The 14,410-nt window shown below is 64.3% G+C and carries 18 protein-coding genes; 14 read left to right on the top strand and 4 right to left on the bottom strand.

All coding sequences use genetic code 11. The features are described from left to right. The first annotated feature begins 59 nt into the window (after positions 1–59). The 14 genes from rpsP (at position 60) to ACPFL9_RS12490 (ending at position 10,550) form a co-directional block, all read left to right on the top strand. Positions 60–476: a 30S ribosomal protein S16 gene (gene rpsP / locus ACPFL9_RS12555; protein ID WP_426003024.1), complete on the top strand. Its 417-nt coding sequence runs from the start codon at positions 60–62 to the stop codon at positions 474–476. Between the two features lies 1 nt (position 477). Next, positions 478–720, top strand: a complete 243-nt coding sequence (locus ACPFL9_RS12550) for an RNA-binding protein (RefSeq protein WP_207614856.1) — start codon at positions 478–480, stop codon at positions 718–720. A 151-nt stretch (positions 721–871) separates the two neighbouring features. Further along, on the top strand, positions 872–1,414 hold the full coding sequence (gene rimM, locus ACPFL9_RS12545) for a ribosome maturation factor RimM (protein WP_426003023.1): 543 nt from the start codon (positions 872–874) through the stop codon (positions 1,412–1,414). After that, positions 1,415–2,212 carry a tRNA (guanosine(37)-N1)-methyltransferase TrmD gene (gene trmD, locus ACPFL9_RS12540; RefSeq protein ID WP_426003022.1) on the top strand — a complete coding sequence of 266 codons (798 nt, stop codon included), beginning with the start codon at positions 1,415–1,417 and terminating at the stop codon, positions 2,210–2,212. A gap of 280 nt (positions 2,213–2,492) precedes the next feature. Beyond that, positions 2,493–2,846: a 50S ribosomal protein L19 gene (gene rplS / locus ACPFL9_RS12535; RefSeq protein WP_426003020.1), complete on the top strand. Its 354-nt coding sequence runs from the start codon at positions 2,493–2,495 to the stop codon at positions 2,844–2,846. Positions 2,847–2,926: 80 nt separating this feature from the next. Then, a complete protein-coding gene (gene lepB, locus ACPFL9_RS12530) occupies positions 2,927–3,601 on the top strand; it encodes a signal peptidase I (RefSeq protein WP_426003018.1) in 675 nt (224 codons plus the stop codon). After that, positions 3,602–4,423: a signal peptidase I gene (gene lepB / locus ACPFL9_RS12525; RefSeq protein WP_426003017.1), complete on the top strand. Its 822-nt coding sequence runs from the start codon at positions 3,602–3,604 to the stop codon at positions 4,421–4,423. 56 nt (positions 4,424–4,479) lie between these two features. After that, positions 4,480–5,193 (top strand): ribonuclease HII, encoded by a 714-nt coding sequence (locus tag ACPFL9_RS12520; RefSeq protein ID WP_426007557.1) that lies wholly within the window; start codon positions 4,480–4,482, stop codon positions 5,191–5,193. Positions 5,194–5,234: 41 nt separating this feature from the next. Continuing rightward, positions 5,235–5,570: a DUF2469 domain-containing protein gene (locus ACPFL9_RS12515; protein ID WP_021470793.1), complete on the top strand. Its 336-nt coding sequence runs from the start codon at positions 5,235–5,237 to the stop codon at positions 5,568–5,570. A gap of 100 nt (positions 5,571–5,670) precedes the next feature. Continuing rightward, entirely contained in the window at positions 5,671–6,036 is a 366-nt protein-coding gene (locus tag ACPFL9_RS12510) for a YraN family protein (protein ID WP_426003015.1), read from the top strand. After that, positions 6,036–7,577 (top strand): YifB family Mg chelatase-like AAA ATPase, encoded by a 1,542-nt coding sequence (locus tag ACPFL9_RS12505; protein WP_426007555.1) that lies wholly within the window; start codon positions 6,036–6,038, stop codon positions 7,575–7,577. The genes ACPFL9_RS12510 and ACPFL9_RS12505 overlap by 1 nt, the downstream gene beginning before the upstream one ends. A gap of 53 nt (positions 7,578–7,630) precedes the next feature. Next, positions 7,631–8,803 carry a DNA-processing protein DprA gene (gene dprA / locus ACPFL9_RS12500; RefSeq protein ID WP_426003013.1) on the top strand — a complete coding sequence of 391 codons (1,173 nt, stop codon included), beginning with the start codon at positions 7,631–7,633 and terminating at the stop codon, positions 8,801–8,803. 65 nt (positions 8,804–8,868) lie between these two features. Next, entirely contained in the window at positions 8,869–9,795 is a 927-nt protein-coding gene (locus tag ACPFL9_RS12495) for a tyrosine recombinase XerC (RefSeq protein WP_426003011.1), read from the top strand. 251 nt (positions 9,796–10,046) lie between these two features. After that, positions 10,047–10,550: a DUF3145 domain-containing protein gene (locus ACPFL9_RS12490; RefSeq protein ID WP_426003010.1), complete on the top strand. Its 504-nt coding sequence runs from the start codon at positions 10,047–10,049 to the stop codon at positions 10,548–10,550. 87 nt (positions 10,551–10,637) lie between these two features. Here ACPFL9_RS12490 and ACPFL9_RS12485 read toward each other — a convergent pair whose 3' ends face one another. The 4 genes from ACPFL9_RS12485 to ACPFL9_RS12470 all read right to left on the bottom strand — a co-directional run bounded on the left by ACPFL9_RS12485 (position 10,638) and on the right by ACPFL9_RS12470 (position 14,373). Further along, complete coding sequence (locus ACPFL9_RS12485; protein ID WP_426003009.1) at positions 10,638–11,873, bottom strand: beta-ketoacyl-[acyl-carrier-protein] synthase family protein; 1,236 nt, start codon at positions 11,871–11,873, stop codon at positions 10,638–10,640. A 132-nt stretch (positions 11,874–12,005) separates the two neighbouring features. Continuing rightward, entirely contained in the window at positions 12,006–12,251 is a 246-nt protein-coding gene (locus tag ACPFL9_RS12480; RefSeq protein ID WP_011692310.1) for an acyl carrier protein, read from the bottom strand. Between the two features lie 134 nt (positions 12,252–12,385). After that, on the bottom strand, positions 12,386–13,447 hold the full coding sequence (locus ACPFL9_RS12475) for a beta-ketoacyl-ACP synthase III (protein ID WP_426003006.1): 1,062 nt from the start codon (positions 13,445–13,447) through the stop codon (positions 12,386–12,388). Then, entirely contained in the window at positions 13,444–14,373 is a 930-nt protein-coding gene (locus ACPFL9_RS12470) for an ACP S-malonyltransferase (RefSeq protein WP_426007554.1), read from the bottom strand. The genes ACPFL9_RS12475 and ACPFL9_RS12470 overlap by 4 nt, the downstream gene beginning before the upstream one ends. Positions 14,374–14,410 lie beyond the last annotated feature (37 nt).

Below are 14,410 nucleotides of genomic sequence, written 5' to 3'. Positions count from 1 at the left end.
CCCCACGGGTGCAGAACGTCGGGTTCAACCCCGTTTCAGAAACAGGAGTGACCACAAAAGTGGCCGTAAAGATTCGCCTTAAGCGCCTCGGTAAGATGCGCGCACCGTACTACCGCATTGTTGTCATGGACTCCCGCGCCAAGCGCGACGGCCGTGCCATCGAGGAAATCGGCAAGTACCACCCGACCGAGGAGCCCTCGTACATCGAGGTCGCTTCCGAGCGTGCCCAGTACTGGCTGTCCGTTGGCGCCCAGCCCACCGAGCAGGTTGCTGCGATCCTCAAGATCACCGGTGACTGGCAGAAGTTCAAGGGCCTGCCTGGCCAGGAAGGCACCCTGAAGACCAAGGCTCCGAAGGAAGCTTTCGTGGCTCCGGAGAAGGGTTCCGTCATCATTCCGGAAGCCATCACCAAGAAGGCCAAGAAGGACGACGCCGAGGCCGAAGCTGCTGAAGCAGAGACCACCGAGGCTGAGTAAGTTGCTGGCAGAAGCGCTCGAGCATCTGGTCCGTGGGATCGTTGACAGCCCTGAGGATGTCAAGGTCAGTGCCAAGAACAACCGCCGTGGGGAATCCCTCGAAGTGCGGGTTCACCAGGACGACCTCGGCCGGGTAATCGGCCGCCAGGGACGCACCGCCCGTGCCTTGCGCACTGTGGTTGCAGCCTTGGCTGGAGGCGAGCAGGTCAGGGTCGACGTCGTCGACACCGACCGTCGCCGGTAACGCGCTCAGCAACATTTGCCTTAGGTCCGGCCCCTTCACCGAATATGGTGGAGGGGCCGGACTGCTTTCTCGACAATCAGCTCCAGTAAGAATCCCATCAGCGCCCACCCGCCGGCACGGCACGGGGCACAACAAGAATCCAGAGGAATCCATGCAGCTCCAGGTGGCCCGGGTCGGCAAACCACACGGTATCCGCGGCGAGGTGACAGTCCAGGTGCTCACCGATGCTCCGTCCGAGCGGTTCGTTGCCGGGACAGAGTTTTTGGTGGAGCCGGCCACGGCAGGTCCCCTGACCATCCGCAGCGCCCGGTGGAACAAGGACATCCTCCTGCTGGGCTTCGAGGAAGTGCCGGACCGCAATGGCGCCGAACTGATCCGCGGGGCCAAGCTGTTCATCGAAACCGACGACCTCGACGAGGTGGACGACGAAGGCTGGTATGAGCACGAGCTGGTCGGCCTTGAGGCGCGGGTAGGAAACCAGGCGGTAGGCAGGATTGCCGCCCTGAACACCATGCCGGCCCAGGACCTGCTGGTCGTCGAAACCCCCGGCGGCAAGGAGATCCTGATCCCGTTTGTGGACGAAATCGTCCCCGAGGTCAATGTGGACGGCGGCTACGTCCTCATTACTCCCCCCGCGGGGCTCTTTGAGCTTAACGATGACGACGCCGGCACGTCCGATGGAGACGATGCCTGAATGAGGATCGACGTCGTCAGCATCTTCCCGGAGTACCTGGCTCCGCTGGAGCTCTCACTTATCGGCAAGGCGCGCCAGGACGGAATCCTGGACCTGAAGGTGCACGATCTCCGCACTTTCACCACTGACAGGCACCGGACCGTGGACGACACTCCTTATGGCGGCGGCGCGGGCATGGTCATGAAACCTGAGCCATGGGCGCAGGCGCTGGAGTCCGTGATGGGGGATACCGATGCCAAGCCCGTCCTCATTGTTCCCTCGCCGGCGGGGGAGCGGTTCAACCAGGCGCTGGCCTATGAGCTCGCAGAGGAGGAGCAGTTGGTGTTCGCCTGCGGGCGCTACGAAGGCATTGACGAACGCGTCATTGATTGGGCCCGCGAACATTTCACCGTCCGCCCCGTGAGTCTGGGAGATTATGTGCTCAACGGCGGGGAAGTGGCGGTGCTCGCCATGGTTGAAGCCATCGGACGTCTTCTCCCGGGGGTTGTTGGAAATCCCGAGTCGCTCATCGAAGAGTCCCACTCCGACGGGCTGCTTGAGTATCCGGTCTACACCAAACCGTCCTCCTGGCGGGACCACGAGGTTCCGCCGGTCCTGCTCAGTGGCAACCACGGGAAAATCGCCCAGTGGCGCCGCCACGAACAGTTCCGCAGGACCGCCGAGCGCCGGCCGGACCTGCTCACCGGCTTCGATGCCACCGGCTTGAGCCGCGCCGACCGCAACGCTTTCGCGGACCTGGGGTACGACGTCGTTGATGGCCGCCTTCGCGCCCGTCCCGGCGGCGACGGAAAGCAGTAGCTGAGCACCGCCGTCGTACTGGTGCGGCTGACTGGTGCGGCTGAGCGGGAAATTGGCCTGAAGGCAGGGGCCTGTGGCAGAATTAACCCTTGTGTCTGCTGGGCTGGCACCTGCCACAGGGGGAGTTCAGCCAACAGCCAGGCAACCCGGCCACGCCAACCACGGCGGCGCCGGTCACCTTGAATCTTCGGCGGAGATTTCCGGTCGGCCTTCATGGCCGGCGGGCTTGTCCGCCGTAACCCAAAGTGAATGACCTGTGGCGTTCACCAGGAGTGGATTAATGCATATCCTCGATAGCGTAGATGCAGCTTCGCTGCGCACCGATGTTCCTGAGTTCCGCGCGGGTGACACCCTCAAGGTCCACGTGAACATCATCGAAGGCAAGAACTCCCGTGTTCAGGTATTCCAGGGCTTCGTCCTGGGCCGCCAGGGCGACGGCGTTCGCGAAACCTTCACCGTGCGCAAGGTTTCCTTCGGTGTCGGCGTTGAGCGTACCTTCCCGGTGCACTCCCCGATCATCGACAAGATCGAGGTCGTTACCAAGGGTGACGTCCGCCGCGCCAAGCTTTACTACATGCGTGCACTGCGCGGTAAGGCTGCGAAGATCAAGGAAAAGCGCGACTTCGGCAACTAAGCGCCAGCTTTAGCAACGGGTCCAGGATTCGTGCCCGGCCAGTTCCGGAGCAATCCGCAACGCAACACAGGATACGAACCATGGACACTGCAGAACGCCAGCCCCGGAAACAGGGCTGGCGTTTTGTTGTACTGGCGCTTGTCCTGGCCATAGCCATCAGCGGGCTGGTGAGATCGCTCTGGGTTGACGTGTACTACATCCCCTCGGAGTCCATGGAGCCCCTGCTCGGCACGGGCGACCGTATCCTCGTCTCGCGCACCGCTTTCAGCAGTGAACCCATCCGCCGCGGCGATGTTGTGGTGTTTGACGGTCGCGGCTCCTTTGCACCACTGAACAGTGGCAAAGGACCGTTCGTTGATGCAGTCTCGGCAGCAGGACAGTGGTTCGGGCTGACAGGCAGCGATACGACCTACGTCAAAAGAGTCATCGGGGTGGCCGGCGACCACGTGGCGTGCTGCGAACCCTCGGGGCACCTTACAGTCAACGGCCAGGTGTTGGTGGAACCCTATATCTACCCGGGGGACGAGCCGAGCAAGCAGAAGTTCGACGTCGTGGTTCCGGCAGGCCGGTTGTGGCTGATGGGCGACCACCGCTCCCGATCCGCGGATTCCCGTGGCCTGCTGGGTGCGCCCGGCGGGGGCATGGTCCCGGTTGAGCGTGTCATCGGAAGACCGGTCCAGATCATCTGGCCGCTTGATAGATTTGCAGAGATGCCTCACGCAGTGCAGGCCGAACCATCAAAGAACGGACACTAAATGCCGGACAGAGCTCCCGGGAATCCCGAGCGGCGCGATGACGACGCCCTGCTCTCGGACGGAACGGACAGCGCGGCCGATGGCAACGGAGCCAAGGGCCACGACGCCGGTTCCGAAGCCACCGGGACGGACGGCAAACCGCGCCAGAACCTGGCGCTCGTTTGGCTGAAGGAGATTGCCACCGTGGTGGCGATTGCGCTGGTGCTGTCATTCCTGCTGAAGACCTTTCTCTTCCGCGCCTTCTACATCCCGTCCGAATCCATGGAAAACACCCTGGACGTATACGACCGGATTTTCATCAACCTGCTGGTACCGGGCCCCTTCGAACTGCAACGCGGCGACGTGGTGGTCTTCAAGGACAGCCAGGGTTGGCTTGAACCGGTGGAGAAGAAGCCCGCCGGGCCCATGGACTGGGTTGGCGACACGTTGGAATTCGTCGGACTCATGGCTGACGACAATGAGCAGCATTTGGTCAAGCGCATCATCGGGCTGCCCGGCGACAGGGTGTCCTGCTGCGATGCCGGCGGTAGGGTCAGCATCAACGGTGTGCCGTTGAACGAGACTTATATCAACCCTGCGGAAGTACCGCAGCCCAGCCCTTTCGACATCGTGGTCCCTGAAGGGAAGGTCTGGGTGATGGGCGACAACCGGAACCACTCCGCCGATTCCCGCGCGCACCAAGAGGTCAACGGTGGTTTCATTAACATTGAAGACGTCGAAGGCAAAGCCACCGTCATCGCCTGGCCCATCAACCGTTGGACGGTCCTGGACAACTACCCGGATGTCTTCAAGGACGTCCCCGCTGGTACATCAGGAAAATAATGGCCCGCGCAACCGGCATCACCAAAACACCAGCAGCCACGGCTGCTGAAACGGGCATGTCCCGCGGCAAGGGGAAAACCAAGGCCAAGCCCCAGGCGAAGACTGGTCCGGTTTTCCCGACCTTGGACGTTGAACGCTCCTTCCTGTCTTCCGGCGTCCGGCTGCTCGCCGGTGTGGATGAGGTGGGCAGGGGAGCCCTCGCCGGACCGGTAACGGTGGGAATTACAGTAGTGGACCTCGCGGACCACGGCCTGCTGGCCGACGTCCGCGACAGCAAGCTGCTCAAACCCGAGGACCGTGACAGGCTGGAACCCTTGGTCCGGGACTGGGCAATAGCCAGCGCCGTCGGTCATGCCTCGGCCCAGGAAATCGACCGGATCGGCATCATTGCCGCGCTGCGCCTGGCAGGTACCCGGGCGTGGGTGGACATTCTGGCGGGCGGTGTAACGCCGGACGCCGTGTTGCTGGACGGAAGCCATAACTGGCTCTCACCCGAGGTCCAGGCATCGCTCTTTGATACTGCTTCCGGCGAGCCTGCCTGCGACGCTCCGGTGCACACCCGGGTCAAGGCGGACATGAGCTGCCTGAGTGTCGCTGCAGCCAGCGTACTGGCAAAAGTAGCGCGGGACAGGATCATGGTGGAGCTCCATGCGGAGGCTCCGCACTACGGATGGAACGAGAACAAAGGCTACGCCACCGCGGCCCATCGTGAGGTCCTCCGGCTGCAGGGGCCAAGCCCGTATCACCGCACCAGCTGGCATCTCATGTAGTCCTGCCCACGGGGCGGGTCCCGATGGTGCAAGATGGAACCATGAGCGCCGAGGACCTTGAGAACTATGAAACCGACATGGAGCTGCAGCTCTACCGCGAATACCGGGACGTCGTTGGTCTCTTCAGCTACGTGGTGGAAACCGAGAGGCGTTTCTATCTTGCCAACCACGTTGATCTCCAGGCCCGCAGTGCCGACGGAGAGGTGTATTTCGACCTCACGCTCCAAGATGCCTGGGTTTGGGATGTCTACCGTTCCGCGCGGTTCGTGAAAAACGTCCGGGTCATCACCTTCAAGGACGTCAACGTGGAGGAACTGCCCCGTAACGAGGACCTTGCCCTCCCCAAGGACGGCGATCTCGGGGACCTGGGCAACTAGCCCTCCTTAGGGTTGACTCCTCCTCCACAAACAGGGTTGCCCACATAGCCCACCTGCTCCCTGCCGGTTCCAGCCTCCACCGTGAAGGCTGGAACCGGAGGTGGTGCTCATGCGAGCCAAAGACATTCTGGGCCGTGCCGGGGAGGCAGCGGCGGCCGGATTCCTTGAAGACCAGGGAATGCTCATCGTGGACCGTAACTGGCGGTGCCCTGACGGTGAGATAGACATCGTTGCACTTGATGGCGGAACCGTGGTCATTGTGGAGGTGAAGACCCGCCGCACCCTTGACTACGGTCATCCTTTCGAAGCCGTGGGGCCGGACAAACTGGCCCGGTTGCTGAGGCTGGCCTTCGCCTGGTGCAGGGACCACGGCCCCATCGATCCGGCCATCAGGGTAGATGTCGTCAGTGTCGTCCACGATGGCGTTGGTGAACCCCGGCTTGAACACCTGCGGGCGGTGGCGTGATGGCCGTCGGACGGAGCTACTGTGTGGCGCTGGTGGGCCTCAACGGCTACATCGTCGAAGTCGAAGCAGACATCGGGCAAACCCTGCCCGCCTTCGTCATCCTGGGCCTGCCGGATGCTGCCTTGAACGAAGCCAAGGAACGGATCCGGTCGGCCGCCCTGAACTCGGGCATACCGCTGAGCCGCCGGAAGATCACGGCCAACCTCATACCGGCGTCGCTGCCCAAACGTGGGTCGGGCTTTGACCTGGCCATCACCATGGCGGTCCTCCGGGCCGCAGGGGATATCCGCTCCATCAGCGGCACGGTGTTCATCGCCGAACTGGGCCTGGACGGAAGGCTGCGGCCGGTCCGGGGTATCCTTCCAGCGGTGATGGCTGCCGTCCAGGCCGGCCACGAGGACATCGTCGTCGCCGAGGCAAACGTTGCCGAGGCAGCCCTCGTCCCGGGGGCCAACGTTCGGGGCTACAAGACTCTTGCCCGGCTTGTCTTTGAGTTTGGCGCCGATCCCAGGGATCTTGCACTGGACTACAACCCGGGGCCCGAGCCGGTTCCCGGGGATGACGGCCCCTCCACGGGTACTGCACCGGACCTGTGCGATGTTGCCGGCCAAGCTGAGGCCAGGCGTGCCCTGGAGGTCGCCGCTGCCGGCGGCCACCACATGTTGTTGACGGGTCCTCCCGGAGCCGGCAAAACGATGCTTGCCGAACGTCTGCCTGGTCTGCTTCCGGACCTGGGGGACAAGGCATCCATGGAAGTGACAGCCATCCATTCCCTGGCGTCGGTCCGGGGTTCTGCCGCGCAGCTGATCCGCCGGCCACCCTTTGAGAGTCCCCACCACAGTGCCACGGCTGCGGCCATCATCGGAGGCGGCTCAGGTCTGCCCCGTCCTGGTGCGGCGTCCAGGGCACACCGCGGTGTCCTCTTCCTGGACGAGGCTCCGGAGTACGAGCGCCGGGTCCTGGATGCCCTGCGGCAGCCATTGGAAAGCGGGGAGTTGGTCATCCACCGCTCCGCCGGCACCGCTGCCTACCCTGCGCGCTTTCAGCTGGTTCTTGCCGCCAACCCGTGTCCGTGCGGGAAGGCTGCCGGCAAGGGAATGGACTGCACTTGTACGCCCGTCATGCGGAGGCGCTACTTTGGCAGGATGTCCGGGCCCTTGCTGGACCGGGTGGATATCCAGCTCCAGGTCCACCGCGTGGCCCTGGCCGGCTTCGGGCAGGCAGGGGACGGGGAAGACACTGCCACGGTCGCCGCCAGGGTGCGGGTAGCCAGGGGCAGGCAAAGGGAGCGGTTGCAGGACTTGGGGCTGGAGGCCAACAGCCAGATCCCCGGGCGCATCCTTCGCGGCACGTTGAGGCTTCCCCCTGCCACAACCCGCATCCTTGACACTGCCCTGGAACGGGGCATCCTCACGGCCAGGGGTTACGACCGCGTCCTCCGGCTTGCGTGGACGCTTGCGGACCTTGAAAAGTGCGACACCCCCTCTCCCGATCACATCGGACAAGCACTTGGCCTCCGGCAAGCCACGGCTGCGGCATGACAGGCATGATGAAAGGAGCACCGGCATTGGGATCGTTGGGAACACAGGAAAAGATGAGGCTTGCCAGAGCGGCGCTGGCGCGGCTGATGGAACCCCAGGACATGGCGGGACTGGCTCTCGTCCGTGCCGTGGGTCCTGTTGATGCCCTGGGGGTTGCCTCGGGGGAGTTGGATGCCGGAGCTGCCCTGGAACAGGAGATAAGTACCCTGCTTGCGGAGGAGGGCGGCGTGGTGTCGTGGCCCGGGCTGGCAGCGAGCAAGCGCCGCTGGTCCCCGCGCGTCCCTGATCTTGCACCGGAACGTGACCTGGACACGATGAAGCGCCTTGGCGGTCGGGTGGTGGTGCCGGGAGATGAGCTATGGCCCAAGCAACTGCAGGATCTCGGGCTCCAGGAACCGCTGTGTCTTTGGTGGCGCGGCCATGCCGAGCCCCTTCCGGTACTCCGGAACTGCGTGTCCCTGGTCGGCTCCAGGGACAGCACAAGCTACGGTGCAGCCGTGACCGGTGACCTCGCCTACGGCCTGGCGCAGCGGGGGTTCACCGTGGTGTCCGGTGGGGCATACGGCATAGATGCGCACGCCCACCGCGGGGCACTCAGCGGCGCTGCGACCGCCACCCCCACCATTGCTGTCATGGCGGGGGGAGTGGATCGCTTCTATCCCTCCGGGAACGAAGACCTCCTGCGCGCCGTTGCCCAGCAGGGCGCAGTGATCTCGGAGGTGCCGCCCGGGTCGGCGCCAACGCGTTACCGGTTCCTGCAACGGAACCGGATCATCGCGGCAATGGCGTCCGTGACGGTGGTGGTGGAAGCCCGATGGAGGTCCGGCGCCCTCAACACCGCCCACCATGCTGAAACCATCGGGCGGATCGTGGGCGCAGTCCCTGGATCCGTGCACAGTGCCAACTCGGCAGGATGCCACAGGTTGTTGCGGGATGGCGGCGCCGTTTGCGTCACGGACGTTGGCGAGATCGCTGAACTTGCCGGTCGCAACGGGGAGGCCCCTGCCGCGGACCGGGCGGCCAGTGCGCAGGAACACGACGGCCTGTCCCTGGAGGACCTGATCCTGCTGGATGCGCTCCCGCTCCGTTCCGCCAGCTCTGTGGAGAAGCTGGCAGCGGTGGCCGGATTAAGCCCCGATGCCGTTCGTGCCGGCTTGGGCCGCCTGGGACTCCTAGGTTTGGCGGCCTCGGAGCGGGGTGCCTGGAAAAGAACCAGGAAGGCCTAGGCAACTGACCTCGCCATGCATGTTGATTCAGCACAGGGGGAGCCATTGCTGGCACAGTTGGGAGTATGGACGGAGAATCCACCCAAGACCCATTCGAGGCAAACCTGGACGGGTTCCGACGCTACCTTGCCGGGGAACGTGCCCGGTCGGAACACACCATCCGGGCCTACCTCGCGGACGTCCGGAGCCTGCTTGAATTCGCTGCCCTGGAGGGCGACAAGGAGTTGCCGGACCTTGAACTTGGCACGCTCCGCCGGTGGTTGGGTGCACAAAGCGAAGCGGGGGTGTCGCGGTCCACGTTGGCGCGGCGCGCAGCTACGGCACGCTCGTTCACCAAGTGGGCCCTGAGGGAGGAGCTGATCTCCGTGGACCCCGCAATCCGCTTACAGGCCCCCAAGCGGGATAAAGCGCTGCCTGGCGTGCTGCAACAGCAACAGGTCAACCGGGCCGTCAGCAGTCTCGAGGACGCCGCCGAGGACGGGAACCCGCTCGCCGTGCGGAACCGGGCCATGGTGGAACTGTTGTATGCCACGGGCATCCGTGTTGGAGAGTTGGCCGGACTGGACATCGATGACCTTGATCCCGACCGGCGCACCCTCCGCGTCATCGGCAAAGGCAACAAGGAACGAACCGTGCCTTTCGGCGTCCCGGCCGCGGTCGCCGTCGACGACTGGCTTAGGAGGGGACGCCCCGCGGTGGTGACAGCCGGCAGCGGTCCTGCATTGTTCCTCGGAGCCCGTGGCAAGAGGGTGGATCAGCGCCAGGTGCGCAGTGTGGTGGAAGAGGTCCTCCACGCGCTCGGTGACACTGCTGCGACGGGGCCGCACGCCCTGCGGCACAGTGCCGCCACGCACTTGCTGGACGGTGGCGCGGACCTGCGTGCCGTGCAGGAGATTCTGGGGCACAGCAGTCTTGCCACCACGCAGATCTACACCCATGTCTCCGTGGAGCGGCTACGGAAGAGTTACCAGCAGGCCCATCCAAGGGCGTGAACATGACGTCCGGTGGCCCGCACTGGCGGAAAGGTTACTGGTACGGCACAATGTAAGCACCAAGGCCGAACCTTCAATGTATGGTTGAGGGTTCGTTCTGTGTAACAATCAAAGCACCATGCTTCGCGTGCGGAGCAGCCGGTGTCCATAACTTCATAGTTTGCAGGAGCCACGCCGTATGGCAGGGGGCAGCAAACAACCATCCAGTGGAGGTCGTTGGGGAAGACGTACCTACAGCTATGGAGGATGGAATGTCTGTTGCAACAACCCGCGGTGTCCTGTTCGTGCACTCGGCCCCAACGGCCCTGTGCCCCCACGTGGAGTGGGCCATTGGATCGGTCGTTGACAAGCGGACCGATCTTGAGTGGACCCCGCAACCTGCCGCGCCGGGAATGTTCCGCGCCGAGTTGTCCTGGACCGGCGCCCCAGGCACCGGCGCCCTTTTGGCGTCTGCTTTGCGTGGGTGGGCCCATCTGCGCTATGAGGTAACTGAAGAACCAAGCCAGGGCGTGGACGGTGCCCGGTGGTCACACACCCCGGAGCTCGGAATCTTCCATGCGGTCACGGATGTCCACGGGAACATCATGGTCAGTGAAGACCGGATCCGTTACGCCTACGAGTCAGGAGCGGGCGATCCTTCGGCTGTCTACCACGAATTGTCCCTTGCCTTGGGCGAAGCCTGGGATGAAGAGCTGGAGCCTTTCCGCCACGCTGCAGAGGGCGCCCCGGTCCGGTGGCTGCATCAGGTCGGGTAACCGGCGAACCTTTCCCTTTCCATAGCAAAAAAGCAGGGCCCCACCCGTGAACAGCGGTGGGGCCCTGCTTTGCGTGAGCTGGTGTTTCTAGATGCTGCGGACAGCGATGACCGCGTTGTGGCCACCGAAGCCGAAGGAGTTGCTCAACGCCACAATGTCGCCGGCCGGGAGGTCGCGGACCGACGTAACGACGTCGAGGGGAATCTCCGGGTCCTGGTTCTCCAGGTTGATGGTGACCGGTGCCTTCCGCTCGTGAACTGCAAGCACCGTCAGCACTGCTTCCACAGCCCCGGAGGCACCAAGCAGGTGGCCCATCTGCGACTTGGTGGCAGACACGGCCACGTTGTCCACGTGCGAGCCGAGGGCAGCACGGAGGGCCGTGTACTCGGGTTTGTCGCCCACGGGGGTGGACGTGGCGTGCGCGTTGACGTGGACCACGTCGGCTGCCTGGATGCGGCCGTCGAACATCGCCGCCTTCAGGGCGCGGGTAGCGCCGAGGCCTTCGGGATCCGGTGCCGTGATGTGGTAGGCGTCGGCCGTGACCGAAGTACCTGCAAGCTCGGCATAGATGCGGGCACCGCGGGCAATGGCGTGTTCCTCGGCCTCGAGTACCAGCGCACCCGCACCTTCGCCCATCACGAAGCCGTCGCGATCGGTGTCGTACGGACGGGAAGCGCGCTCGGGTTCGTCGTTGCGGCGCGAGAGTGCCTGCATGGAGGAGAACGCTGCCAGGGGCATCGGGTGAATGGCTGCCTCTGCCCCGCCGCACATGACTACGTCTGCCTTACCGGAACGAATCAGGTCCAGGCCGAGGTGCATGGCTTCGGTGCCGGATGCACAGGCGGAAACAGGGGTGTGCGCGCCGGCGCGGGCGCCGAGGTCAAGGCTGACTGCGGCCGCCACACCGTTGGGCATGAGCATGGGCACGGTCATGGGAAGGACCCGGCGGGGACCTTTTTCCTTGAGCGTGTCCCAGGCGTCCAGGAGGGTCCAGACGCCGCCGATGCCGGTGGCGAAAGCTACGGCAAGGCGGTCGTGGTCGATGTTGTCGATGCCGGCGTCGGCCCAGGCTTCGCGGGCAGCGATAACGCCAAACTGCGTGGAAGGGTCCATGCGCTTGGCTTCAACACGGCTCAGGACATCAAGAGCCGGCGTCGAGCACCGTGCAGCAAAGTGGACGGGGAGGTCGTACTTGGTTACCCACTCGTCGTGGAGTGTGTGGGCACCTGAGACCCCTTTCAGCGCGTTCTGCCACATGGTGGGTACGTCGCCGCCGATGGGAGTGGTGGCCCCCAGACCGGTTATGACTACTTTGCGTGCCATTCGATCACTCTCTGTCGGATCAGCCGTCCATCCTGCGGGTAAAGCCAGGACGCGGCCGGAAAATCTTTGGGCTGTGGTGCGGCTGTGCCGGGCGCAGGGTCAGTACCCTGGCCCGGCACAGGAAATCAGGCCTTAGGCCTGGGCGTTGGCGATGAAGCTCACTGCGTCACCGACGGTCTTGAGGTTCTTGACCTCTTCGTCCGGGATGCGCACGCCGAACTTCTCTTCGGCGTTGACCACGATGGTCATCATCGAGATGGAGTCGATGTCCAGGTCCTCGGTGAAGGACTTGTCCAGCTCGACGGCTTCGGTGGCCAGGCCGGTCTCTTCGTTGACGATTTCAGCCAGGCCGGCCAGGATCTCTTCGTTGCTAGCCATGATCGGCTCCTTTTCTTGTTGGACCGGCTGCTGCCGGAAAGGGGGACAAACCGTGGATTACGGCTTGGGTTTGTAAGTCATATTCAGTTGACTGGTGGCCGCCAGGGTCTACCAGGTCTGTTGCGGTGCCGACCCTAGGGAAGGACGACTACCTGGGCGCCGAATACCAGTCCGGCGCCGAAACCGATTTGCAGGGCGAGTCCACCGGTGAGCCCGGGGTTCTCCTGGAGCAGCCGGTGGGTTGCCAGCGGAATGGATGCTGCCGAGGTATTTCCGGCCTGGGCGATGTCGCGGCCGATCACCACGGACTCGGGAAGCTGAAGCTTCTTGACCATCTCATCGATGATGCGCATGTTCGCCTGGTGGGGAACGAAGGCTGCCAGGTCCGTGGGCTGGATGCCTGCTGCGTCCAGTGCCTGCTGGGCAACCTTTGCCATTTCCCAGACCGCCCACCGGAACACGGTCTGGCCGTCTTGCCGCAGGGTAGGCCAGACGTCCTGGGCGGCGGAAAGGATGGCGGGGTCGTCGGTTTCGTCCGAGTGGCGGGCGGACTCTCCGAGGTTCTTCACGTCCACCAGGGAGTGCGTCATGCCGATGGCGTCCCACTTGCTGCCGTCGGATCCCCACACGGACGGGCCGATGCCTGGAGTATCGGAAGGCCCGACCACCACTGCGCCGGCGCCGTCTCCCAGGAGGAAGGAGATGGTGCGTTCGTGGTTGTCGATGACATCGGAGAGTTTCTCCGCGCCAACAACAAGGACGTATTCAGCAGCACCTGAGCGCACCAGGGCATCTGCCTGGGCAACTCCGTAGCAGTACCCGGCGCAGGCGGCCGAGATGTCAAAGGCCGGAGCCGGCGTCGCACCCAGACGATCGGTAAGCGCCGCGGCAGCGGAGGGGGTTGCGTACGGATGGGTCACCGTGGAGACGATGACGCCGCCCAGTTGCGACGGCTCGATGCCGGCCTGCTGGAGGGCTTCGCGCGCTGCGCCCTCGGCCATGTCGATCACGCTGACGTCGGCGGCAGCACGGTGCCGCGTGATGATGCCGGTGCGCTGGCGGATCCATTCATCGGAGGAGTCGATCCACTGGCAGACGTCCTCGTTCGTTACGGTGATGTCCGGACGGTAGGCGCCGATGCCGTGGATCCGCGAGTACGCGTTGACGGGGGCCTGCTTCAGAACCGGGGTGCTCATGCCTGTCCCTCCAGTTCGGCAAACAGTGCCAGAGCGGCGGTGAGGTCTTCGGGCGTTTTGACGGCAACCGTCTTGACTCCAGGCATCCCCCGCTTGGCCAGTCCCGCGAGGGTTCCTGCGGGAGCGAGTTCAATGACACCGGTCACGCCGCGGGCAACCAGGGTCTCCATGCACTGGTCCCAGCGGACCGGGCGTGAGACCTGGGCGATCAGGCTGTCGACGGCGGCCGTTCCCGTGGTTACTTCCTTGCCGTCGAAGTTGGACAGCAGCGGAACGGTGGGGTCCTGCGGGGAAAGTGAGGGCTTGAGGGCCTCGAGCGCGCTGACGGCCGGTGCCATGTGTTCGGTGTGGAAGGCGCCCGCAACTTTCAGGGGAATGACCCGTGCCTTGGCCGGCGGGTTTTCCGCGAGGCTCTTGAGCTGTTCGAACGTCCCGGCGGCAACGGTCTGTCCTGCGCCGTTGACGTTTGCCGGGGTGGCGCCGGAGGCCTTGATGGCGTCCAGGACCTCAGTGGGGTCCCCGCCTACCACGGCGCTCATACCGGTTGGAGTGACGGCGGCTGCTTTGGCCATGCTGTTGGCGCGTTCACGCACGAACGTCATGGCTTCCTTATCCGTCAGCACACCGGCCAGGGCCGAGGCCGTGATCTCGCCAACGGAATGGCCGGCAAGGACCACCGGAAGCGTGTTGAGTTCGACGTCGAACAGCGACGAGGCGGCCACGAGGCCTGCGGCAACGATCAGTGGTTGGGCCACTGCGGTGTCCTTGATGGTTTCCTCGTCGGAGGTGGTGCCGTGGGCCTTGAGGTCGATGCCTGCGATCTCGCTCAAGCCAGCCAATTGTTCTTCGACGGAGGGGAGTTCCAGCCATGGGGCCAAAAATCCAGGGGTCTGGGAGCCCTGTCCAGGGCAGACGATTGCAAGCACGTATCCAGCTTTCCAAATTGCCACGTGATCCTCTGGT

This window comes from Paenarthrobacter sp. NyZ202, from assembly GCF_049860755.1.
Taxonomy (GTDB): Bacteria; Actinomycetota; Actinomycetes; order Actinomycetales; family Micrococcaceae; genus Arthrobacter.
This window is presented reverse-complemented; position numbering and strand designations above follow the sequence as displayed.